General features: G+C 43.5%; 23 protein-coding genes. 11 read left to right on the top strand and 12 right to left on the bottom strand.

Annotation, left to right across the window (positions count from 1 at the left end):
- The 4 genes from F6K51_RS16640 to F6K51_RS16625 all read left to right on the top strand — a co-directional run.
- Positions 1-1,680: dynamin family protein (locus F6K51_RS16640; protein WP_293021943.1), on the top strand; the 1,680-nt coding region annotated here is incomplete at its 5' end.
- Positions 1,667-1,831 (top strand): hypothetical protein, encoded by a 165-nt coding sequence (locus tag F6K51_RS16635; RefSeq protein ID WP_293021942.1) that lies wholly within the window; start codon positions 1,667-1,669, stop codon positions 1,829-1,831. The genes F6K51_RS16640 and F6K51_RS16635, both read left to right, overlap by 14 nt.
- 146 nt (positions 1,832-1,977) lie before the next feature.
- Positions 1,978-2,250, top strand: coding sequence for a hypothetical protein (locus F6K51_RS16630; RefSeq protein ID WP_293021941.1), 273 nt, complete (start codon positions 1,978-1,980; stop codon positions 2,248-2,250).
- A 9-nt stretch (positions 2,251-2,259) separates the two neighbouring features.
- Positions 2,260-2,628 (top strand): hypothetical protein, encoded by a 369-nt coding sequence (locus F6K51_RS16625; RefSeq protein ID WP_293021924.1) that lies wholly within the window; start codon positions 2,260-2,262, stop codon positions 2,626-2,628.
- 9 nt (positions 2,629-2,637) lie between these two features.
- Here F6K51_RS16625 and F6K51_RS16620 read toward each other — a convergent pair whose 3' ends face one another.
- The 3 genes from F6K51_RS16620 to F6K51_RS16610 all read right to left on the bottom strand — a co-directional run bounded on the left by F6K51_RS16620 (position 2,638) and on the right by F6K51_RS16610 (position 5,853).
- The gene (locus tag F6K51_RS16620) at positions 2,638-3,408 is read right to left on the bottom strand and encodes an ABC transporter ATP-binding protein (protein ID WP_293021923.1); all 771 of its coding nucleotides are present in this window, start codon (positions 3,406-3,408) and stop codon (positions 2,638-2,640) included.
- A gap of 382 nt (positions 3,409-3,790) precedes the next feature.
- Positions 3,791-4,630 (bottom strand): ABC transporter permease, encoded by an 840-nt coding sequence (locus F6K51_RS16615; RefSeq protein WP_293021922.1) that lies wholly within the window; start codon positions 4,628-4,630, stop codon positions 3,791-3,793.
- Between the two features lie 161 nt (positions 4,631-4,791).
- Positions 4,792-5,853: an ABC transporter substrate-binding protein gene (locus tag F6K51_RS16610; protein ID WP_293021920.1), complete on the bottom strand. Its 1,062-nt coding sequence runs from the start codon at positions 5,851-5,853 to the stop codon at positions 4,792-4,794.
- A 730-nt stretch (positions 5,854-6,583) separates the two neighbouring features.
- Here F6K51_RS16610 and F6K51_RS16605 point away from each other — a divergent pair.
- On the top strand, positions 6,584-8,143 hold the full coding sequence (locus tag F6K51_RS16605; RefSeq protein WP_293021919.1) for an ATP-binding protein: 1,560 nt from the start codon (positions 6,584-6,586) through the stop codon (positions 8,141-8,143).
- Here F6K51_RS16605 and F6K51_RS16600 read toward each other — a convergent pair.
- Positions 8,121-8,378 (bottom strand): hypothetical protein, encoded by a 258-nt coding sequence (locus F6K51_RS16600; RefSeq protein ID WP_293021917.1) that lies wholly within the window; start codon positions 8,376-8,378, stop codon positions 8,121-8,123. The genes F6K51_RS16605 and F6K51_RS16600 overlap by 23 nt on opposite strands.
- A gap of 280 nt (positions 8,379-8,658) precedes the next feature.
- On the opposite strand from F6K51_RS16600, the gene F6K51_RS16595 reads away from it, so the two are divergent.
- Positions 8,659-8,847 carry a hypothetical protein gene (locus tag F6K51_RS16595; protein WP_293021915.1) on the top strand — a complete coding sequence of 63 codons (189 nt, stop codon included), beginning with the start codon at positions 8,659-8,661 and terminating at the stop codon, positions 8,845-8,847.
- Here F6K51_RS16595 and ftsH2 read toward each other — a convergent pair.
- Positions 8,838-10,724 carry an ATP-dependent zinc metalloprotease FtsH2 gene (ftsH2, locus tag F6K51_RS16590; RefSeq protein WP_293021913.1) on the bottom strand — a complete coding sequence of 629 codons (1,887 nt, stop codon included), beginning with the start codon at positions 10,722-10,724 and terminating at the stop codon, positions 8,838-8,840. The two genes, F6K51_RS16595 and ftsH2, sit on opposite strands and share 10 nt — an antisense overlap.
- 397 nt (positions 10,725-11,121) lie before the next feature.
- On the opposite strand from ftsH2, the gene F6K51_RS16585 reads away from it, so the two are divergent.
- Positions 11,122-11,349, top strand: coding sequence for a hypothetical protein (locus F6K51_RS16585; protein ID WP_293021911.1), 228 nt, complete (start codon positions 11,122-11,124; stop codon positions 11,347-11,349).
- Positions 11,350-11,351: 2 nt separating this feature from the next.
- Positions 11,352-11,771, top strand: a complete 420-nt coding sequence (locus F6K51_RS16580; protein WP_075899596.1) for a PIN domain-containing protein — start codon at positions 11,352-11,354, stop codon at positions 11,769-11,771.
- 233 nt (positions 11,772-12,004) lie between these two features.
- On the opposite strand, the gene petH is transcribed toward F6K51_RS16580, so the two are convergent.
- Positions 12,005-13,216 (bottom strand): ferredoxin--NADP reductase, encoded by a 1,212-nt coding sequence (gene petH / locus F6K51_RS16575; RefSeq protein WP_293021908.1) that lies wholly within the window; start codon positions 13,214-13,216, stop codon positions 12,005-12,007.
- A 565-nt stretch (positions 13,217-13,781) separates the two neighbouring features.
- On the opposite strand from petH, the gene F6K51_RS16570 reads away from it, so the two are divergent.
- Together F6K51_RS16570 and F6K51_RS16565 are read left to right on the top strand one after the other, a co-directional pair.
- Positions 13,782-14,792 carry a phosphoribulokinase gene (locus F6K51_RS16570; protein ID WP_293021906.1) on the top strand — a complete coding sequence of 337 codons (1,011 nt, stop codon included), beginning with the start codon at positions 13,782-13,784 and terminating at the stop codon, positions 14,790-14,792.
- Positions 14,793-14,888: 96 nt separating this feature from the next.
- Positions 14,889-15,245: a hypothetical protein gene (locus tag F6K51_RS16565; RefSeq protein ID WP_293021904.1), complete on the top strand. Its 357-nt coding sequence runs from the start codon at positions 14,889-14,891 to the stop codon at positions 15,243-15,245.
- Positions 15,246-15,387: 142 nt separating this feature from the next.
- Here the strand turns inward: F6K51_RS16565 and F6K51_RS16560 are convergent, their stop codons facing one another.
- Positions 15,388-15,975, bottom strand: a complete 588-nt coding sequence (locus tag F6K51_RS16560) for a TIGR04376 family protein (protein WP_293021902.1) — start codon at positions 15,973-15,975, stop codon at positions 15,388-15,390.
- 305 nt (positions 15,976-16,280) lie between these two features.
- Positions 16,281-17,459 (bottom strand): hypothetical protein, encoded by a 1,179-nt coding sequence (locus F6K51_RS16555; RefSeq protein ID WP_293021901.1) that lies wholly within the window; start codon positions 17,457-17,459, stop codon positions 16,281-16,283.
- Positions 17,460-17,461: 2 nt separating this feature from the next.
- On the opposite strand from F6K51_RS16555, the gene F6K51_RS16550 reads away from it, so the two are divergent.
- The gene (locus F6K51_RS16550; RefSeq protein WP_267876573.1) at positions 17,462-17,590 is read left to right on the top strand and encodes a hypothetical protein; all 129 of its coding nucleotides are present in this window, start codon (positions 17,462-17,464) and stop codon (positions 17,588-17,590) included.
- A 193-nt stretch (positions 17,591-17,783) separates the two neighbouring features.
- Here the strand turns inward: F6K51_RS16550 and mnmG are convergent, their stop codons facing one another.
- The 4 genes from mnmG to F6K51_RS16530 all read right to left on the bottom strand — a co-directional run bounded on the left by mnmG (position 17,784) and on the right by F6K51_RS16530 (position 22,141).
- Positions 17,784-19,694, bottom strand: coding sequence for a tRNA uridine-5-carboxymethylaminomethyl(34) synthesis enzyme MnmG (gene mnmG / locus F6K51_RS16545; RefSeq protein WP_293021897.1), 1,911 nt, complete (start codon positions 19,692-19,694; stop codon positions 17,784-17,786).
- Between the two features lie 177 nt (positions 19,695-19,871).
- Positions 19,872-20,162, bottom strand: a complete 291-nt coding sequence (gene gatC / locus F6K51_RS16540; RefSeq protein ID WP_293021896.1) for an Asp-tRNA(Asn)/Glu-tRNA(Gln) amidotransferase subunit GatC — start codon at positions 20,160-20,162, stop codon at positions 19,872-19,874.
- 116 nt (positions 20,163-20,278) lie between these two features.
- Positions 20,279-20,800 carry a photosystem I assembly protein Ycf3 gene (locus F6K51_RS16535; RefSeq protein WP_293021894.1) on the bottom strand — a complete coding sequence of 174 codons (522 nt, stop codon included), beginning with the start codon at positions 20,798-20,800 and terminating at the stop codon, positions 20,279-20,281.
- A 651-nt stretch (positions 20,801-21,451) separates the two neighbouring features.
- Entirely contained in the window at positions 21,452-22,141 is a 690-nt protein-coding gene (locus F6K51_RS16530; protein WP_293021892.1) for a Uma2 family endonuclease, read from the bottom strand.
- Positions 22,142-23,122 lie beyond the last annotated feature (981 nt).

Raw genomic sequence — 23,122 nt, 5'->3', positions numbered from 1 at the left:
ACCTTTAGGCATCGCTATACCATCGACCCAGCTGAAGCAAAGCGACTTGAACAACAGAAGAAGCTAGCGTTTCCGAATGTTAGTCATGCCGTGGTGGAGTATCCCTTACCATTGCTAGAAAAAGGGATTGAAATTGTAGATAGTCCAGGACTGAATGATACGGAAGCGCGCAATGAGTTATCCCTCGGTTACATTAATAATTGTCACGCTATCCTGTTTGTGCTCAGAGCAACTCAACCCTGTACTTTAGGGGAACGTCGTTATCTAGAAAATTATCTAAAAGACCGGGGATTAACGGTTTTCTTTCTAATTAATGCTTGGGACCAGATTCGGGAAAGTTTGATTGACCCCGATGATACAGAAGAATTAGAAGAAGCTGAAGATAGACTACGGCGAGTATTTCAGGCTAACTTGGCAGACTATTGTCAGGTAGATGGCTATGATATCTATGATGAACGAGTGTTTGAAATATCAGCAATTAATGCCCTGCGCAAGCGAGTGAAAAATCCAGACGTGTCTCTTGATGGCACAGGGTTTCCAGAGTTTATGGGAGCACTCAATACATTTTTAACGAAGGAACGAGCAATTTCTGAATTACGACAAGCGAGAACCTTAGCCCGTCAAGGTAGTAACCATGTTCATGAAGCTATTGAACGTCGCATCCCCTTGCTAGAGCAAGATTTAAATGAGTTAAAAGAACGGATTAATTCCGTTGAACCAGAATTTAATAAACTCAAGGATATTGGTGAGCAATTCAAGGATGAAATTAAAACTGTTCGGGATAGTAAAGCGAAAGCGATCGCAGATTCATTTCGTACCTATGTTTTAAATTTAGGCAATACCTTTGAGTCAGACTTCTTACACTATCAACCTGAACTCCGGTTTATGGATTTCTTGAGTACAGGCAAACGAGAAGCCTTTGAATCCGAGTTGAGACAGGCATTTGAACGGTATATTAATGATAAATTGTCAGAGTGGAGTAAGACAGCTGAAAAAGAGATGGATGCTGCCTTTGCTCAGCTATCTCGCAGTGCAGTAACCTACGGTGCTTCCTATACTAAAGTCACGGATAAAATTAATCAAAAATTAACCGGACAAACCGTAAGACCTGTCAGCAACTACACTACAGAAGATAACGCTCCCGCTTGGGCAAAATGGGCAGCAGGATTATTTTCCTTAGCTAGGGGAAATCTAGCAGGAGTCGCTATGGCTGGAGCTGGTTTCGATTGGAAAAATATTGTGCTGAACTTCATCACAGTCATGGGAATTGGTGGCATCATTAGCGTTGTTTCTGGGATTACTCTTGGACCAGTGGGTCTAGCCTTATTAGGATTAGGAGTTGGAGTCGTGCAAGCCGATCAAGCTCGTAAGGAATTGGTGAAAGCAGCTAGAAAAGAGTTGGTGAAATATTTGCCTGAGGTAGCACAAGAGCAATGGCAACCAATTTATGATGCTATCAAAGAATGTTTTGATATGTATGAGCAGGAAGTAACTGAGCGGATGGATGATGATATTAAAGCTCGCAAAGCGGAATTAGATAATTTAATGAAGCAAAAAGAATCTCATGAAATTAATCGGGAGCAAGAATTAGCTCGGTTGAAACAGTTAGAAGCTGATGTCGCCTCCCAAGCCGAGAAGGTTGAGAGCACTTATCAGAATTTTGTGAATGCGATCGCTTAACCTTCTAGTAAGCATTCAGCTATCAGCGGTCAGCGGCCAGCGGTCAGTGGTCAGTGGTCAGCCGTTGGCTTTTGGCACCTCAAGTAGCGCTAATCGCTGTTCGCTTACAATGCGATCGCTTAACGTGATACTATCGATTACCCAAGAGTAATAATTAGTCTTGGGTAATCGATAATAGAAGCAAAAACCATAACAACTACTATCCTATATTTAGTGCAGTATTTAGCATCTTGATTTACGGAAGAGCTGAACCGCTATATAATTAATATTGTATACTTATATAGTAATCCTTGCCCAGTGGCAGTTGAACAACCAGACAAAGAATTTGAGGATTGGGCTAAACAATGTAAACTTGGTAATCTCAACTCACCTATAACTGGCCAGCTTTACAAAAATCGCTCTCTCACTGTCCAAGAGTATATTGCTAGATTCCGAAGAGCTAATATTAATCAAGTTCTTCCAGATGAACCAAAAACCATGACAGTTCAAGAAGCTCTTAAAGTTGGAAAAGTAGCAGGGATAAACATTCGCAAGCTACTGACAGATAACAGAGAAAAATTTAAAAAATGAGGTAACCTGATGACTTTGAGAACTGATCCAAAGGATGATATTACCGAAACCCTTAGACAAATGATTGGGGATATCATCCCAATAGCCTATGAAACAGATCGTGCTGAAGCCTGTCTATCTACCTTATCTTTCCAAAGCCTAAATTATCCAGAAAGACACATTTGGATTGACACAGATGGTGATGGAATAGCAATTGATTTAGAAGATTGGCAGGATGAAAGGGAATGGGATAACGCTGTTGCTCGGATTACTGTCGAGGCTACAGCAGAAGTTGTAGATATCGTCAAAACCTGGCTTTCTGGAGAGAAATTGGACAACTATTCTCATCTTAATAAAGACTATGAAAGAGTTAATAAAATAGCGATTATCTCCAATTAATAAGCATGATCAAATGCGCAAAGCTTGAATTACCTGCCGTTTCAATTCCACAAATTCCAGGGTTAGCTTTGTATCCAGAGTACGAACAGCGGGTAAGTCAATCATAATCTTATCGCGGATACAACCGGGATGAGCTCCCATGACATAGATACCCTCGGATAAGAACACTGCTTCTTCCACATCATGGGTAATCATCAAAACGGTAATATGGGTCTTCTCCCAAAGTCCGAGGAAGAATTCCTGCAATTCCTCCTTAGTTTGGGCATCTAAGGCTCCAAAGGGCTCATCCATCAACAGCACTTCCGGTTCATTAGCTAACGCTCGTGCGATCGCAACCCGCTGTTTCATACCCCCTGACAGCTGTTTGGGGTAGGCATTAGCAAAGCGGCTTAGACCGATTACATCCAAATAGTAAGCAATCCGTTCTTGGGATTCCCCCTTAGGCAATCGTTGTAAGCTCAGACCAAAGCCGATATTATCAGCAATCGTTAGCCAGGGAAATAGGGTATAGTTCTGGAAAACCATGCCCCGATCCCGACCAGGACCTAAAACCACCTCACCATCTACCTTTACATGTCCTTTGGAAGGAGGAATTAGTCCAGCGATAATGTTGAGCAAGGTTGATTTGCCGCAGCCAGACGGTCCAACTATACACACAAATTCATTCGCCTCAAGATCGAGATTAATATCCTTTAGCACTACCAATTCTTCCCGTCGGTGCCGAAAACTTTTGGAAATATCACACACCTGTAGCTTAGGCAAATTGTGATTATTGGTCATTTTTAAATAACCTTGAACATAATAACCTTGTCAGCTATCAGCTTAAGCGCTACGCGCACGCTACGCGAACAGCTATCAGCTATCAGCTTAAGCGCTACGCGCACGCTACGCGAACAGCTATCAGCTATCAGCTGAATACTTATCCTTCAACTTTATTAAACCTTAAACCTTCAACTTTATTAAACCTTAAACCTTCAACTTTATTAAACCTTAAACCTTCAACCTTATTAACCCTTAAACCTTCAACCTTCAACCTTATTAAACCTTAAACAGTCAACCTTATTAAACCTTCAACCTTCAACCTTCAACCTTCAACCTTATTAAACCTTCAACCTTCAACCTTCTTAAACCTTCTTAAACCTTCTTAAACCTTCTTAAACCTTTAACGATCAACAAATTGTTCCGACCAAGGAACAGTTAAGCGAAAAAGTAACCTAAACCCAAAATCCAGCATCAACCCAATCAATCCAATGACTAAAATACAAAAGAGAACTTTATCGGTTTCTAGGAATCGTTGAAAATAGATAATCTTGAAGCCCAAACCATTTTCAGCAGCAATTAATTCCGCAATCACCAGAAAATTCCAGGCACCAGCAACATTAACCCGCATCGTATCAATAATATTTGGTAGAGTTGCTGGTAGAATCACTCGAAATAATAGATCAACCCGATTCGCCCCCAAGGTGTAAGCTACATTAAGCATTTCATCAGGGATAAACTTGACAGCATCAGCAATCATTATCGCGTTGTAGAACACAATTCCTAAGAAAATAATTATGATCTTTGCGGTTTCACCTAACCCTGCCCATAGAACAATTAGGGGCATAAACGCCGCCACTGGCATATAGCGTACAATACCGACAATCGTACCAAACAGGCTCTCCATGCTGTAGAATGTCCCCATGGCAATGCCAATGGGAATACCAACTACTGCCGCAAACAGAAAACCAACTAGCACACGGGTAAAACTGGCGATAATATCAGTCAGTAACTCCTCTTCTGTCAACATCTTCCAGCCAGCTTTCAGGACAACCATCGGACTTGGCAAGAATCTTGGGTCTACTAATTCTTGATAGCTTAGGAAGATCCAAACTAGCAGGGGTACCACTAAGGCAATGATGGTGAGCAGGACACTGAGCCAGCCAGGAAAGCCCTGACGGATACTCCAAAATACAGATGGTCGTAGGTAACGTTTGCGGGGAGAAGATATAGGTTGTGGCACAGGGGTCTTAAGTGACAGCAAATTTAGGTAATGTGTAATGTTTCTAAAGCGGCTTTGACTGAGATCTTGCACCATTGTCATTAATCGTAGGGTGGGCAGTGCCTACCAACGCGCTTTGCAAGCTTCATTATCTGTCTGGTGCACTGCCCACCCTACATGAACTAAAATGCTTCTAAAGCGGCTTTAACAAATTTCGGTTCCAGGAATTGCTCCATCTCAGGAATAGTATCAATCTTGCCTTGCTTTGCCAAAAACCTCGCCACATCCATCAAGGGCTCCAGTAAGTAGGAATCACTCTGCTTATTTCCTAGCATTTCCAGATTGGCACGAGCATCTGGGAGACGAATCCCTTTTAGATCAGCAGCTAGGGCATCCGGCTCAATTTTCAACTCCTTAGCTGCGATCGCTAACCCTTCCGATGGATGTTGATTGAGAAACCCTAGTCCTTTGAAAACCCCTTTGACAAAGGCTTCCACCGCCTCTGGCTTGGCTTCGATATACTCAGTGGCAAACAGATAAACATCCGTAATCGCTGTTGGTATTTGGGACGAGTCGTAGATAATGCGTCCATCAGGTTGAGCCAAGTTAGCCTGTTTTAGGAATGGTGCATAGGTAACAGCAATGTCCACATTTCCCACTTGGTAAGCTGCTGCTGCTCCCGCTGGATCCACGTTCACCAAAGTAACATCAGCTTCACTCAACCCAACTGCTGTGAGTACTTTTAGTAGAAAGAAATGGCTAACTGCCCCTTTTTCAACAGCAATCTTCTTGCCCTTAAAGTCCTTAATGCTACTAATACTGTTGCGGGCTAAGATGCCATCCCCACCAACGGAGTTATCCTCTACCAAAACAATGCGATAGTCTTTGCCCTTAGTTGCCAATAAGACTGCTTCAGAGGTTACAGGGGCAATAGCATCCAGTTTTCCTGCTAAAAAGGCAGAGATATAATCGGGATTATACCCAAAGGTTTTCAGGTCAACCCTTAGCCCCAGTTCCTCAAAGAAGCCTTTTTTGAGCGCAATCAAAAGAGGAGTTAAACCAATCCAAGTGGTCACCCCTAGAGACAAAGACATCGATGGGCTGGGCTTAGAATCACCCAAGTCATTCCCAGAAGATGTTTGCTTTGGGGGAGTACATGCCCCCAGGATAACGCTGCTGGATACGAAGATTAGCCATTGCAAAGTTTGACGTCTTGACCACAACTTGAGTCTTTGTAGAACCATATCATATTCCGTTATATCCGTTACATGGGTTAACCCATCCATTTCCAGTTAACTTTTCCCTGAAGACGGTATCTAAAATAACATTTTGTTATTTTTTTTGGGTGAGGGGTTGCACCCCTCATTATTGGTGTTATATTTAGATCAGTAGATGCACCCTGATGATTAAGAGAGCCGCAGTAGTGACTCTCTTCTTTTTTTTTAGGGTCAGAGGGGCAGAGTGAGAAGAAGCAGACCAGAGGAAAGAAATTTGGTGTGTGCCTTACCAGAATTTGGGTAGGGCTATGCATTGGCTTAAGTTGACTATTGCTAGTCAACAGTTAACAGTCAAAAGTAAATAGTCAACACTTTGAGTAATTTCTGCTAGATCTTAATTGACTACAAGCTCAAAAAAATCCCCAAAAATACGGTTTTAGCAACTAGAGATGATCCAGGAAGATAAAGCAGGGGACTTTTAAACCTTCTCAAACTACCATCCGATTTGATTCGTCAAATAAATTTTTCCTGTTAGCATCATGCTCGTGCAGGCAAAATTCCTGTCCTAAGGTTTACAACTATAGCAAGTTTTATCAAGGTATTTACAAGTACTTTAGGTTAGTAAGTTAGTATAAAAAATCTGATTAAAAATATATTAAAATTATTATCTATCCCTAAAAAAAAATAAAAAAATGTAACGTAATTTTAACAAAATTTAACTATTGAAAATTAACAGTATAAACTAAGTAACTTAACTATGATGAATACTGAACAAAACCATGCTCCTATAATCCTGGTCGCAGATGATGATATCCCAACCCGGACAATGCTGTGTAAACTTATGGAAAATGAGGGATATAACGTCGAAGATGTAGGAGATGGCGAGCAGTGTCTGGCAGCTTATACTGAGCTAAAACCGGATATAGTATTGCTGGATGCTATGATGCCAGTGATGGATGGGTTTATGTGTTGCTCCCAAATGCAAAAGCTACTTAAAAATGAATCAACACCAGTATTAATGATTACTGGACTTAATGACCAAGCTTCCGTTGATTGGGCATTTCAAGTCGGAGCAACGGATTATATAACTAAACCCATCCAACCATCAGTGCTAAGGCAGCGTGTCCGTCGTCTTATCGAAGCTAATCGAGCCGAAAAAACCTTACGGGAGAGGGAGAAACAATATCGTTCTGTCGTAGAAAGTGTTAAAGAAGTGTTTTTTCAAATCGATGCCACTGGACACTGGATATTTCTCAATTCCGCCTGGACTACTTTCACTGGCTTTACTGTAGAAGAAAGTCTAGGTAAAAATTGTCTAAAATTTATTGATCCTGATGATCAGGAACGTTATCAACAATTGTGGGAGTCTCTAGTCAACGGTGAAAAGGATTCCTTTAAACATGAAATAAGATATGTTACCAAAACAGGGAAGTGCAGCTGGGGGGAGATTAATATTCAGTCAAGCTTGATAATTGATGGTGTAGTTACCGGTTTTTCTGGTATGCTACAAGACACCACTGAACTTAGAAAAGCTCAAGCTTTAGAAAAAGAGAAAATAAAATTGGAAGCGGATATCCAAGAACGAGAACGTCGCTCAGAAATCATTCGCAAATCTCTAGAGCAGGAAAAAGAACTGAGTGAACTTAAATCTCGGGTTATTAGTACGATATCTCATGAGTTTCGTACTCCACTGACGATGATTCAATCCTCTACTGAATTGCTAGCTAAGTACAGTGAGAAACTGTCAGACGATAAAAAACTGAAACATTTTCAACAAATTGGATGGGCGGTTGAACACATGAACCAACTCCTGAGCAATGTGATCTTCCTAGATAAAACTGAATCAGGGGAACTTGATTGTCATCCTGAATACTTGAATCTAGATAAACTATGCCAAAAAATTATTAATAATTTACAGGTTACTTTAAATAGTGACTCTAAAATTGATTTTTCTAGTCATAGTAATTCTAGTAAAGTTAATTTAGATGAACAGCTAGTTGGACAAATTTTGACTAATATACTCTCTAATGCGGTTAAATATTCTCCCCAAGGAGGCATCATTAAGTTTGACGTATTTTGTCAGCCAGAAGAAGCTATTTTAACTATTCGGGATTCAGGGATTGGTATTCCAGCAAAAGAAAAGCAACGAGTGTTTGACTCTTTCTATCGAGCCACTAATGTTGGTGCTATAAAAGGAACAGGATTAGGTCTGGCTATTGCTAAAAAATGTGTTGAATTGCATCGGGGTAAGATTAACGTGGACAGCGAAGTTGGCGTGGGAACAAAGTTTCAAGTCATTTTGCCATATTTGGATTAATCAATATAGCGGTTTTCAATTGGGTGAGATAGTTTAGTAAAGGGAATAGGGAACAGGGAGTAGGGAGTAGGGAGTAGGGAGTAGGGAGTAGGGAGTAGGGAGCAAGGGGAAGAAAATTCGCTATACTTGATTGCTCAAGAAAACCGCTATATTCAATGAACAAAATTACAACAATCCCCGACTTGTGAACAAGCCGGGGATTGATAGTAGGTAGTTGTATGGGTTCGATGCCCACTCAACTACCGATTAAATTTTGCTGTAACCGATACTTTTTAGCTACCAAAGTCTACCAAGATAAACTTTAGCCCGCCAATGCAAGCTGATTGCTCAGCCAGGGGGTATCTCCCAAAGCACAGTGAGGCGAGGGATTGCTCGCCTCACTGTGCGCCATCATAAAAGTGCGTAAACCAGATCCAATCTCACTACAAAACCCTTGGTTTTCGGGAAATTTATTGAATTGAGACAAGGTCATTGCACTAATTTCATAGTTAAAGTATAGCAAATTACTTGAGGCAATGGCCAAGCTTTGTGATACTTTTGCCTACTGTCCACTAACCTCAAACCTTGGCCTTTCGGCCACGCTACGCGAACAACCTTCAACCTTGGCCTTTCGGCCACGCTACGCGAACAACCTTCAACATTCAACATTCAACATTCAACATTCAACCTTAAACCTTAAACCTTCAATAAATCCTTATAACTGAGGTACATACTGTGGCTTCTCAGGCACATCGGTGTACTCAGCCACAATTTGACGGAACTCATCACCATCAATAGTTTCCTTCTCAATCAACAGATCCACCAATCGGTCAACCGCATCTCGATTCTGCCGAATGATATCTCGTGCTTCTTGATGGCAATGTTCTACAATTTGACGAACTTGCTGATCAATCCGAGCAGCAACCTCTTCAGAGTACTCTGCCCTAGACATTAATCCCGCACCGAGAAAGACTTCTCCCTCTTGGCTTTCCAAGGACAGAGAACCTAAGTCACTCATGCCGTAGCGAGTTACCATTTGCCGTGCGATCCCAGTCAACTGCTGCAAATCACCACCGGCACCAGTAGTGACTTCAGCATGACCGAATACTTCTTCTTCGGCAGCTCGACCCCCTAACGCTCCAGTAATCCGAGCCAAAAGCTGAGCTCTGGTAATTAAACCTTGTTCTTCACTAGGAGTAAACCAGGTTAGACCTTGAGCTTGTCCTCGGGGAATCAGGGTAACTTTCTGTACGGGGTCGTGATCCTTGACTAGGGTACCAATAATAGCGTGACCAATTTCATGATAAGCAATCAATCGCTTGTTCTTGCTATCTACCAGGGGAGTACCTTCCATCCCAGCCACTACCCGGTCAACCGCATCATTGATTTCCAGCATTGTAATCGCTTCTTTGCGACGGCGAGCAGTCAGGATAGCGGCTTCATTGAGGAGGTTGGATAAATCAGCACCAGTGAATCCAGGAGTCCGTCTTGCGATCACTTCGATGGAAATTTCTGAAGCCAGTTTTTTATCCCGAGCATGGACTTCCAAAATCTTAACCCGCCCTTTCAGGTCTGGGGGATCTACCATCACCTGGCGGTCAAAGCGTCCGGGACGTAACAGAGCTGTATCTAGCACATCCGCACGGTTAGTAGCCGCAATCACGATAATGCCGGTGTTTCCTTCAAACCCGTCCATTTCCGTCAGCAATTGGTTTAGGGTTTGCTCCCGTTCATCGTTACCACCACCAATTCCAGCTCCCCGTTGCCGTCCTACCGCATCAATTTCATCGATAAATATCAAGCAAGGGGCATTTTCCTTAGCTTTCTTGAACAAGTCACGAACCCTAGAGGCACCAACACCCACGAACATTTCCACGAATTCGGAACCAGAGATACTAAAGAAAGGCACTCCTGCTTCACCAGCGATCGCTTTTGCTAAGAGGGTTTTACCAGTTCCAGGAGGACCGACCAGCAGCACCCCTTTTGGTATTCGTGCTCCGACTGCGGTAAACCGTTCCGGTTGCTTGAGGAAGGTAACTACTTCTTCGAGTTCCTCTTTCGCTTCTTCGATACCGGCCACATCATCAAACAGGACCCCAGTTTTGGCTTCCATCATGAACCGCGCCCGGGATTTCCCGAAATTCATCGCTTGACCAGGACCACCATTCATGTTGCTGGAGCGACGGAATAGGAAAAATAATCCCGCAATCAAGAGAATTGGAAAAATTAAATTCCCCAGCAGTCCCCAAATTGCCCCATCATTGCGAGCGGGATGGGAAGTCAGAGCAATATTAGACTCTCTGAGCTTAGAAATCAGTTCCGGCGCACTAATGGGCAGATCTACTCGCAGCCGCTGTAAGCGGTTATCAAGATCCACATCCACAGCTTCTACAATCGCTGTGCGACCACTATCATAGAGGTCAACACTAGTGACTCTACCGGAATCAATATAGTCCAAGAAGCGGCCATAGGTCATGCGAGTACTGGCGGTATTACTACCCATATTCCCGGTAGTACTGGCAAATGTTCCCTGCCAAAAGAAAAAACCAATGACTAGGGCAGGTAATGTCCAGAGTAGGAGTATTCTCCAAGAAAATTTCATGTCTTATTCGCCTCTATTATTGGTAACGAATGCTGGTATCACCCTGTGAGGGAGGATCTGATTACAAAGCAAATCAAGATCAAATATCCATTCAATACCCTAAAACCGTTTGCTTATAGTATGTTTGTATTTTTGGTCAATACCCATGAGGGGTATTGCCACATAACTGGTGATAACACAAGTTATTGTAACGTTATTTTAACTAAATTTAACATAACTCTCATTCTGTGAGCAAGGGAGTGATAGCAAGGCTTGTAATGGTGTTTCCCAGGAGGGTGGGAGATGTGGGAGGTGTAGGGAGGATGGGGTAGATTTTTATGAAAAGCAGTTATCAGTTACAGTTGGAATAGGCTTGTTGATGTCATGATCTCAATAAGGTGTTTAGGGACAGATAACCATGACAGATTTGTTGGAGCAAGCCATCTCCCAGGTGAGACAGTTGCCAGAGTCGGAACAAAATAGCATTGCTGCGCTGATTCTCAAGGCATTGGAGCAGAAACAGGGGGATTTTTGGGCTGATTTTGATGAAATTATCGCAGAAAGCCAAGTTAGCACGGGAATTGCTGATTTATCTTATCAACATGACCATTATGCCCACGGTGGGGAGAAGCGAGGGGTGGAATAGTCGTGAGGACAGTTTTTGTGGATACGGCGGCGTGGATTGCTTTGGTGAATGTGGATGATGATTTTCACCGCATTGCTAAACAGGTAAGGGTGAGGTTGGAGCAAGATAATTATCGTTTGGTAACTAGTTATTTTGTGCTTTTGGAAGTGGCTGATGCTTTAACTTCTGTACGCTTTCGTCCCCAGACTATTAATTTGCTCAATCGCCTCAAGGGTTTGGCAGGTTTGCGAGTGATTGAGGTTAGTCAAGCTCTTTTTGATGCGGGTTGGCAGCTTTATTGTCAGCGTTTGGATAAGGATTGGGGATTAACTGATTGTATTAGTTTTGTGATTATGGAGCGGGAGGGGATAACGACGGCATTTACGTCAGACCAACATTTTGAACAGGCTGGTTTTATTCGTCTGTTAAAGCCCAGGGGTTAATTTGGTTCCTTCTTTAACTTGGCAGTATGGGATTGGGACTATTCAGGCTAAGGTGGTTCGGTTGCCCTTACTAGAATTTTGAGCGAAGAGTAAAAAAGCGATGCAGCCCTATAGAATAAGCTCAAAAAAACAGTAGCGCATCTGTTTCAATCAGCCCTATGGCCAAAATAAACAGACGCGCTAGTTTTATCTAAATCCTCCTTTTGGAGGATTTACTTTATACCAGCCGTAACCTAGTAGGTTTCAACGTGCCAGCGATGTGCTTTCTTCATTTGCTGTCGGTATGTAGTCCAATCTACATCCTCCTTAGCCGCTGCAGCGGTCAAAGCCTCATCAATACCACCTTCCATACCTTTTAATCCGCAGATGTAGGTATGGGTGTTGGGTTGCTGCATCAGCTTCCACAACTCGTCAGCATGTTCCGCCACCCTGTGCTGGATATACATCTTGCCCCCTTCAGCATTCTTCTGCTCACGGCTAATGGCATAGGTGAGGCGGAAGTTATCTGGGTTATTCTGCTGCATTGCTTCTAAATCATCTTTATAGAGGATGTTAGGGGTAGTAGAAATACCAAAGATCAGCCAAGCCAAGCCCTTGAACTTGTAATCTTCGTGCTGTTCTTTAAACATCCGCCATAGGAAAGCGCGGAATGGTGCAATACCAGTTCCCGTTGCCATCATGATGATATTGGCATTGGGGTCTGATGGCAGCAACATCTCCTTACCGACCGGTCCAGTGATTTTGACATCATCCCCTGGATTCATATTGCACAGGAAGGTAGAGCAGACACCGTTTACGGTTTCCCCAGTTTCCGGATGTTTGTACTGCAGCTGTCTGACACAGAGGGATACTGTCTTATCATCCAAGTCATCGCCGTGACGAGTAGAAGCAATGGAGTACAGACGAAGCTTGTGGGGTTTGCCTTTGTCATCAGTACCATCGGGAATAATCCCAATACTTTGACCTTCGAGATACCGCAGATCACCTCCAGAAAGGTCAAATTTGATGTGACGGCAATTACCAATACCCCCTTCCCGGACTAGTTGTTCGTTTGATATACACTTACCAATGAAGGGGTTTTTGGGTCGATAGGTATTGACAGGGATATCATCTTTGGCCTTTTTGGGTTTCGCTTGAGTCATAGGCTTAGTTGTGTTTTTTGACTGGGTAGGCTTAGTTGTGTTTTCTGACTGGGTAGGTTGTGTTTGAGCCACTGACCCATTAGCAGCACTACTGGATAAAGGTTTAATGCTGACAATCTTCCCTCCCATGCGAGCAATCCGCTGCATTTCCTGCTTCATGCGGTTATAGGGCACCGTCAACAAAACGGTGCCACTCTGGCGAATCGGTCCATTTTGACGAAGACCGACTACCTCATAAACGTAAGTGCGACTACCAAATTCTGTAACAGTGCTGGAATTAGTAGACTCGCTAGGACTATACATTGCTTCTATTGCTCCAAACCAAACTGACTATGTATTGCTAACTATGTATTGCTAAGACTTGCCTTGGCACCACAAACAGACTCACGGTCCGATGGGTGAGCGGCTAGTAATAACCCCGAATAATGCCTTATTAGCGTAACATTGTAAAGCTATGCCCAGTAATGTTTTTGGTTTATCAGGGAGAGAATTAGTGTAGAGGCACTGCTAGGCACTACTCTCAAGTTACATGATGAGTAACTCAAAAACTGTAAATCCTGACTCAATTTAATTTTTTCTTTAAAAAATGCCCAACAAACCTTAGCATAAGTACTAAGCGAGGTAATGCTACTGACAATCAGCCTTGTATAAGCAATCTGGTTTTGGTAAAATCCACTATGAGCAGCTAGTAGTAAATACTTAAGCAGAGCTTGGCTTTGGTCTTCCTTAGTGGTTAGTACTTAAGCGAGTGGATTTATGGTGGCATGTTATCAAGCACCACTATAAGCGTGTGTCAGATTGCTCCCAGGCTTGGGCTTTGGCTTACTGAAAACTGATTTGAGAATATGTTTTACGTTAGAGGGAAGATATGACCACAGATCTGGAGAGGGTGGTAGTTATAGGAGTTGCTGGAGACTCAGGATGCGGTAAATCAACGTTTCTGAAGCGTTTGACCGATCTATTTGGCAAGGAGTTCATGACGGTGATTTGTCTGGATGACTATCACAGTCTGGATCGCAAACAGCGCAAAGAAAAAAAAGTTACTGCCCTTAATCCTAAGGCCAATAACTTTGACTTGATGTATGAGCAAATCAAAACGCTCAAAGAAGGTGGGGTCATAGACAAACCTATCTACAACCATGAGACCGGTGAAATTGATCCACCAGAGCGGGTTGAGCCTAATAAAGTCATAGTCATTGAAGGTCTGCACCCTCTTTATGATGAGCGGGTGCGTGAGCTGGTTGACTTCGGCGTTTACCTAGACATTAGCGATGAAGTCAAAATCCAATGGAAAATCCAGCGGGATATGGCAGAACGGGGCCATCGTTATGAGGATATCCTAGCGTCCATTGAAGCTAGACGTCCAGACTTTGAAGCTTACATTGAAGTCCAGAAGCAATACGCTGATGTGGTCATTCAAATCTTTCCCACCCAGCTGCTTCAGGGAGAGGCAGCTAAGGAAAGCAATCTACTGCGGGTGCGCCTAGTTCAGAAGGAAGGGGTGGAAAACTTCGACCCAGTTTATCTGTTTGATGAAGGGTCAACCATCGACTGGAGACCTTGTGGTCGGAAGCTAACCTGTGCTTATCCTGGTCTGAAAATGTACTATGGGCCAGACAGCTACATGGGTAACGAAGTCTCTGTACTAGAGGTAGATGGTCAGTTTGATAACCTAAACGAGATGATTTACATCGAAAGTCACCTCAGCAATACCTCAACCAAGTACGATGGAGAGATGACCGAGTTATTGCTCAAGCACACCGATTATCCTGGCTCTAACAACGGTTCTGGGTTGTTCCAGGTTCTGGTTGGTCTGAAGATGCGGTCAACTTATGAAACCTTGATATCCGCTCCAGCCAAAGTAGCAGCCAAGGTGTAGTATGGTCTACAGGAGCTGATGGAAACAATGTTTGCGTGACTCCAATTCCATCAGCTTCCTCAGACGGAACAAACCGAATCAGAGCATAAGATTGGCATGGTATCGGATAGAGTTATAAAAATTTGGATAGCTAGCGTTTTGGTGTTTTTTGTGATGGTGGAAATCTACCAGTGGGTTAGACACGTAACTCTACCACTACCGGTGTTTATCTTAGGAGGAGCCTTATTAGCGATCGCTTCTAACTATGGCAAGCATCCAGGCTGGATTTTTCGCCAGCCTTCCTTCCCATCTGATTCATCTAATCCCAATCCAAGCCAAGACAGCCAAGACCAAGACCTTACCAATACTGCTAAATTAAACCCTACAAAGCAGTCCTTATTTCCTACCTTGCCTATCCCACAAAAATCAATTTCTTTTATTATCAATCGTCCTTTTAAAAAAAAGGATGAGTGAAGAATTCATCTAAGCATTCAGCAGTTAGCTGTCAGCAGGGAACAGGGAGCAGGGAGCAGGGAGCAGGGAGTAGGGAACAGGAAACAAACATTCTCTTAATTGATTTAAGATTGCTGCTATAGCTGATAGCTGATAGCTTACATTAACCGTTCATATTCCGCTTCATTTGCTCCAACTCTTCATCCATTTCCCAGCTTTGAAACTGTTGCTCTAAAGGGTCTACACCAGAAGGAATATTGTATTGGTTACTGTTGGTAGTCTGATTCCAGGCAAATGTCTGGGAGTTCTGCTTGGGCTGAGAACTTGCCCGAGCTGCTGCTGTATCTCTAGCTTTAGCCTGCACTTCAGCCCGACGGTTTTTAATCTGTTCTTGGAGTTCCTTGGCTTTAGTAATGCGCTGTTTAACTCCTTCCATCTGGCCCCAAAGCTGATTGCCTTGACGTAACAGAGCTGCTTCTCGCTCTTGAGCTGCTTGAGCCCAATCAAATCTGTTGTGGGACTTAGCCTTTTTAATACGCTCATGCCAACGTTGAATGTCTTTGGCAACGGCGAGAATTTGGTCTTGCAACCGCTTTTCCTGTTGCTGTAAGTCAATAATTAGTCGCAGTGTGTCTTTTTCTTGCTCCCGTAACTGCTCCTCTAGTGCCTGTAGCTCTAGATGAGGATTGTTGCGGAGAAATTCTTCTAGACGACTTTCTAGAAATCGATTCAGGTCTTCAAATAGTCCCACTGCACTACTATCCTAGATCCTATTAGATCATATATCTTTCACTCTGTTATATCAACATATCTCAGGTTATCTGAAATAGCTACAGGAATGCTAACTATAGTGAGTTGATAATAGTTAATTTGAAACCGGCCATTGGGCTTTGTGCGATCGCACAAATCGGGTATGCGATCGCAAACATAATATAACCCACTACAAAATACCATTGGCAATTGGCAACCGAGCCATCCTGTTGTTAATTTTGGCAGAGGGTGAGGGCTGTTTTTTTTGGAGTAGATACAGGGATTTATCACCCGTATTTCATCTAACTAAAAATGTTGTCCAACGTAAATTGAACGAACTTCACCATTGCGTCGAATCACTGCTTCCTGATTATCTACAGACACTAGAGTCCAACCGCTATTACCAATGGCTTCCCCCAGCTTAATCCGTTGGGTAACACCATCAATTTTAAACAAAGCAGCAGATTGCTCTCCTAGCTCCAGTAATCCCACCAAGGTATGTTTGATGGCAGGTGATGATGGTGGAGGTGGTGGTGGGGCAGGGAGTCGGTCAAGAGTAGCGGTGGGCAGGGGGTCTGGGGTTGGTGGTGGCGGTAATTCTAGAGTAATTGGTGGCGGTGATTCTAGAACATTTGGTGGCGGTGGTTCTATAGCAGTTGCTGACGGAGGTTTCGGGATTGGTGATGGGGATGGTGTAAGTTCAGGGGTACTAGGAGGGGATGGTTTAACTGGCGCTGATGGCGCTGAGGATGCTATGGCAGGATCAGGGGTTGGAACCTTTTCAATCGGTATGTAATAAACTCGTTCTAAGACACGTTCTTTGATAGCAGTTGGTGGTGCAGTTGCTGCTGAGTTACGAGCTACCGGAGGATTGGCAAGGGTGGGGTCTGGTAATGATTGGGCGATCACAGTCTTTTTGATAGCTTGTGCTTTGCGGTCAATCACTTCTAGCGATCGCAACATATAGTTAATAAACTGGGCATCAGGTTCTGATACTTTGCCTTGTTGAACTGATACTAAAGCCACTAAGTTGTTCAACCATGACCAAGTTAGCTTTCCTTGGCTAGTCAGCCACATTATTGTGATTGCTGATAGGGACAGTAAGGCTAAAGCCCATAGGAGCTTGTCTAAAAACTGACCAGAGTTATCCGCGACAATACTAGAGTTAGTATCTGCCGTTGTCGTTTGCAACTCACTTGATGTGGTTTCGGCTAACTCCTGTGTTGAGGGGAGTGGCGATTCCAGAAAGGGAATAATTGCCGCTGATATGGGAATTTTCTGGATTGCTATCGGTTCCAAGGAGACATAGTCTGGCTCAGGGGGTTCTGTCGGCAACTCGCAGCCGTTTTCAATCATTTGGTACAGATCCCCAAATAAATCATCCATTAACCTATCGGCTTCAGCATCGACCGACCATGGCTGAATGGGAAGGGGAGGGTTCAACCGCTCTGTTGATTTGTCTTTGGTAATCACATCCTGAGACATCGATGGTATGCTCTCGTAACTTTGACTATGACTATATCTTTGAGAAGATTATCTTCCGAGACCCAAAACTTTACTTTTCTATGGGAAGAATCCTCAAAAATCGGGTGTTGCTTAATAATGGAATGATTTGAATAGTTTTGTGGAATAGGCATCTTGTTGTGGAACGGGCATCTTGCCGTGGAACGGGCATCTTGCCGTGGAACGGGCATCTTGCCCGTTACAATTGCCAGGTAGGAGCCCACCCCACTCATATTCATTCATTGATTGAGCAATGCCGATCTCCTCAGCCCTAAGATTAGGAATCACTAACAGATTACCCTAAGATTAGGGAGCCACAACACGACTTAACTTTCGTTCCCGCACCTCTAGATATACCAGCAACGCATTGATATCTGCTGGATTAACCCCACCAACTCTAGATGCCTGACCAATAGTCATAGGTTTGACTTGGCTAAGCTTTTCACGAGACTCCTTGGATAGAGTTTCAATAGCAGCATAATCCAAATCTGGTGGTAACTGCCGATTAGCTTGCCGAGAAACTTGGTCAATTTGGTTTTGCTGACGCTTAAGATAACCTTGATATTTTAGATCAATTTCTGCTCCTTCTCGTTCCGACTGATTCAGGTTAGGGTCACCCAGTCCATATTGGTCTAGATTGACATAGTGGAAACCAGGACGACGTAGTAACTCAGCTAAGGTAATCGAGCCTTTGATCTTTTGCTGGGTATCGGATGCGATCGCAATTCCGATTTGATCATGTGCCTTAATCCGCACCGACTGGAGTCGGGCTTTTTCTGTGGTAATATTCGCCTGTTTTTGTTGATACAGCTGCCACCTACGGTCATCAATCAAACCCAGTTTCCGTCCTAAAGGAGTCATACGGCGGTCAGCGTTATCGGAACGCAATAGTAACCGATACTCCGAACGGCTAGTCAGCATTCGGTAAGGTTCCCGCAGGTCTTTGGTACACAAATCGTCAATTAATGTACCCATATAGCTTTCTTCCCTAGGAAACACCACCATTTCCTGATGGCGGACATAGCGCACTGCATTAATTCCCGCCACAATCCCTTGAGCTGCTGCTTCCTCGTAGCCAGTGGTACCATTAATTTGTCCAGCGCAGAACAATCCCTCAATTGTCTTAGTCATCAGTGTCGGATAACACTGAGTTGCCGGTAAATAATCATACTCAACCGCATAAGCAGGACGCAGCATAGCGCAATTTTCTAATCCCGGAAGAGTTTGCAATAGCTGCAACTGCAAATTCTCTGGTAATCCAGTAGAAAATCCCTGGATATAGAGTTCTGGAATATCTCGTCCTTCTGGTTCAATAAAAATCTGGTGGCTTTCCTTATCAGCAAAGCGCACAATTTTATCTTCAATACTAGGGCAGTACCGGGGTCCTTTAGCATCCACCCAGCCTCCATAGATGGGGGACAGATGAAGATTGTCCCGAATCAACCGATGAGTCTCAGAAGTCGTACGGGTCAGATAGCAATACATCTGCTCTCGTTCCACCCACACATCTGGGTCAAAGCTAAACCAGCGCACCTTCTCATCCCCTGGTTGAGGTTCCAAGTTGCTGTAATCCACAGAGCGCTTATCTACCCGTGCGGGAGTTCCCGTCTTGAGTCGTCCCGTTTCAAAGCCTAAGCGGTTAAGGGTTTCCGTCAAGCCAATTGCCGCAAATTCCCCAGCCCGTCCTGCTGACATCGACTTGTTTCCCACCCAGATCCGTCCACCCAGGAAAGTGCCTGTTGTCAAGATTACTGCCGATGCTCTCAAAGCTACACCGAAGTAAGTCTGGACACCTATCACCTCATCATTAGCCCCCAGCACCAAATCCGTGACCATGGCTTCCCGGAGAGTCAAGTTTTCTTGATTTTCTACAATCTCCTTCATCACAGCCGCATATTCTCGCTTATCCGTCTGCGCTCGCAAAGCCCAAACCGCTGGTCCCCGTGAACAGTTCAGTACCCGCTTTTGCAGGTAGGTACGGTCAGCCATTTTGCCAATTTCTCCACCCAAAGCATCTACCTCATGGGTGAGTTGAGACTTGGCCGGTGCTCCCACTGCTGGGTTACAGGGTTGCCAAGCAATTTTGTCTAGGTTGAGGGTAAGTAGGATAGTACGACAGCCCAACCGTGCTGAAGCTAGGGCGGCTTCACAACCAGCGTGTCCCGCGCCAACTACAATCACATCAAAGGCATCTTGGAAATCTACTTGGGAATGCATGGGTCTAAGGAAGGATCAGAAATCAAAGGTGAGGAATTTCATACCATGAAATGGTGTGTTTTTTATAGTTTAATTGAAAAATTTATGGTTTAGTTTGATAGTTTACTGTCTACTAGCCTTCAATCGTCAACCCTCAACCGTCAACAACCAACTATTAGTTAACCCTTTCAACCCCAGTTACCCTTCAGTGAGAATTTTTGGCACTTTGAAGAAATCACCATCCTGCTCAGGAGCTTCCCTGAACATACAATCCCTGTCAGTATAGGGTTTGAGAGTATCCAGTCGAGTCACATTACTAATATCAATCGCCCGTGTAGTCGGCGGCACATCCTCAGTATCTAATTCACTCAGCTGTTGAAAATATTCGAAAATACTGCTTATCTGAGCTGCAAATTTCTCCTCTTCCTCTGCTTTCAGTTCTAAACGAGCAAGATTGGCAACTTTTTGGACTTGTTCGCGGTCAATCATAATTTAGTTATATTATATTCTTGGTTACTAATGAACTCCTCAACACTCAACAGTAAAGGCTTAGCCCAAATCAAAGACTATCAAGACTATCAAGTTTATTAACTAGAAGCTAGCCGCTAGAAGTAAACATCAATCGTAGAACGACCTGTAGTTTTCAGCCAGTTTTGGGCTTCAATGTAGTTATTAGGAGCAAGGCGAATAGCTCGTTTCCAATAATCAGCCGCTTTGTCATACAAAGCTTCTGCCCCCTCACTATCCCCAGCTTCTTTAGACTGTTCACCTTGATAATGGTAAATTACGGCTACATTATTAAGGGCCTGAGGCATACGGGGGTTGATATCAAGGGCCTGATGATATAGTTCTAAAGCACGCTCATGCTCACCATTACTCGCTTGAATCAGCCCCATGTTGTAGATAATAAAGCTGCGGTCGTTGGGGTCTTCCTCCAGTTCCAAGGCTTTTTTGTAATTATCCATAGCTTCAGCATATTCCCCATCCGCTTGAGCTGACATACCATCTCGGTAATAGACAAAAGCTTCCTTGGCTTGCTTATTAGTAGGCAGAATCTTTAAGAGGATGTCTGCCATCACCGTAAAGGTTTTATCGATAAAGTTATCGTTGCGTTGAGTGCGTGGCATAGTTGCGTGGGTCTATAGTCTTCACCTTGTAGATAATCCTATCTCGTGATGTGAGCATTTAGCTATGAACCTATCAGCAGTTAGCTCGACAATCCAGGAAAACTTAAGCATTGGGCTGACTGCTGCAAGTCATGACTTATCCTGAACACCCCTCAATCAGGTGATATAGCTTGTAGTGCTATAGCTCAAGTAATGCCTGTGTTACCTAGAGCGTCAACTGACTTACTGTTCTATAACTTGATTATTCTTTAGCATATCTGGTTATATATGTCAATAAAGATATTTGTTAAAATCTCAGTAAAATCACTTAGAATAAAAGCATGGTAGATGAACCCTGATAATTACCCCCGGAGCTGAAGTTTCCGGGGTTTTCTGTATTGCCTATAGTTCCCACACTAATCCGATCCGAGCTAGATCAGGGTTTTGTAGATTCCTCTGGATCAATTAGTGAGTCACTTTTCCGGATATGCGTGAAATCACCGAGAAAAGAGAAATGGTAGATGCACCCTGATAGTTACTCCCCGAAGCTCACGGTTCGGGGGTTTTATTTAGTACCGATATTCTGCATTTCTTATTTTAAGTATAAATACTCGGGATTGGCCAATGAGGTACAGTCTTCTTTGACGCTCATTCCCTCAATCGATTCTCTGCCTAACCCACTGTCTTGATGCAGTCGCTCATGGGGGGAACCCCCAAGACCGCGCTGCATCGCTTCCGAAAAGCCCTTAAAGCAGCACTTGAACCTTGAGTCAAACTCATTTGGACAAACTGCTCAACCCCTTCAATAATGGGAAAATTAGGAAAAGTACGACTCAAAGAAGACTCAACATAGCTACCCCCCTTACCTGCTTGGAGTACATTGATTTTTAAACTTCCCTTAGAAAACTGCCATAACTCAGGCACTCCCAAAGCTTCATAAGCACTCAGTTGTGTTTTGGAAGTAACATCAACCTCAATGGCTATATCGGGAGGTGGATCACTACTTAAATCTAATCTTCTTTTGCCAATCATTAAACGATAATTTTGAATATAAAAACAATTATCCGGCTCGATTCCTGCTGCCATATCCTTCCGCTTGAAAGTAGTTGAGCCGTAACATTCGCGATTGAATTCCAATTCTTCTAGTAAAATTTTCACCATATCACCAATAATTTCTTTATCAAACTCATGTTCTGGCAATGGCATTCTAATTTCTAATTGATTTTGATAGTAAGCTACTCTATTAGCTCTTTTTTCACCGAGTTCTTCCAAAATCTCCTCGAACTTTGACCAGCTTACATCAGTCAAAAGAATCCGCTGTCCTGGAGGAACACTTAACTGCCTGAGCTGTAATGTTACCATTGAGCATTACCTTCCGATTAACCTGCTTCTGTCTTGGTGCGCGTTTGGTGTGGGCGTTGGAACCTCGCGCCTTGTCGCACCGCTATTTTATGGCAATCGCCCCTTGGAAGCTGTGAGAGTGCGATTGACCGTAGGTCACGCTACGCGAACGCCAATCAATTAACCCACCCTACGTGCTTCAAGCTGTAATATACAATAACACATCAAGGAGTAGTCCTATGGGTCAATTGATAATTGATAATTAATACAGCTTTCGAGGAACGGTCTTGCCGCCAGTCGTCAATCATCCCCTGCTAAACCTTCCGGATACTGAAGAAGTAACTCAGAAGAAAGAAATGGTAGATGCACCCTAATAATTACCCCCGAAGCTCACGGTTCGGGGGTTTTCTTTGTAGGTGCGCTTTCCGCATCTAATTATTCAATTCGCCACGGGTCGCACCTGTAGATGCTGCCATAAACCATAACTTGGCCGTCAGCTAAAAGTAAAGTTTTATCTAGGTTTTATCTAGGTTTAGTGATCATATAGAATTTTAAGCCATACCTTAGCTTCCGGATCTTGCTAACATCAATCAGAAGAAATAAATGGTAGATGCACCCTAATAATTACCCCCGAAGCTCACGGTTCGGGGGATTTTTTTTGGTAGATGTTGCCATCAGCGCCTCAGCTGGCTGTTGGCTTTGAGCAAATTTATCCCGTGGGTTTTGTTATTGATTGACTAGTAAATTTACTAGTAATCCTTCCGGATATCAATCCCATCAATCAGAAGAAATAAATGGTAGATGCACCCTGATAATTACACCTGAAGCTCACGGTTCGGGGGATTTTTTTTGGTAGATGTTGCCATCAGCGCCTCAGCTGGCTGTTGGCTTTGAGCAAATTTATCCCGTGGGTTTTGTTATTGATTGACTAGTAAATTTACTAGTAATCCTTCCGGATATCAATCCCATCAATCAGAAGAAATAAATGGTAGATGCACCCTG

The sequence above is a fragment of the Moorena sp. SIO3I8 genome (genome assembly GCF_010692325.1).
In the GTDB taxonomy this organism is placed as follows: Bacteria; Cyanobacteriota; Cyanobacteriia; order Cyanobacteriales; family Coleofasciculaceae; genus Moorena.
This window is presented reverse-complemented; position numbering and strand designations above follow the sequence as displayed.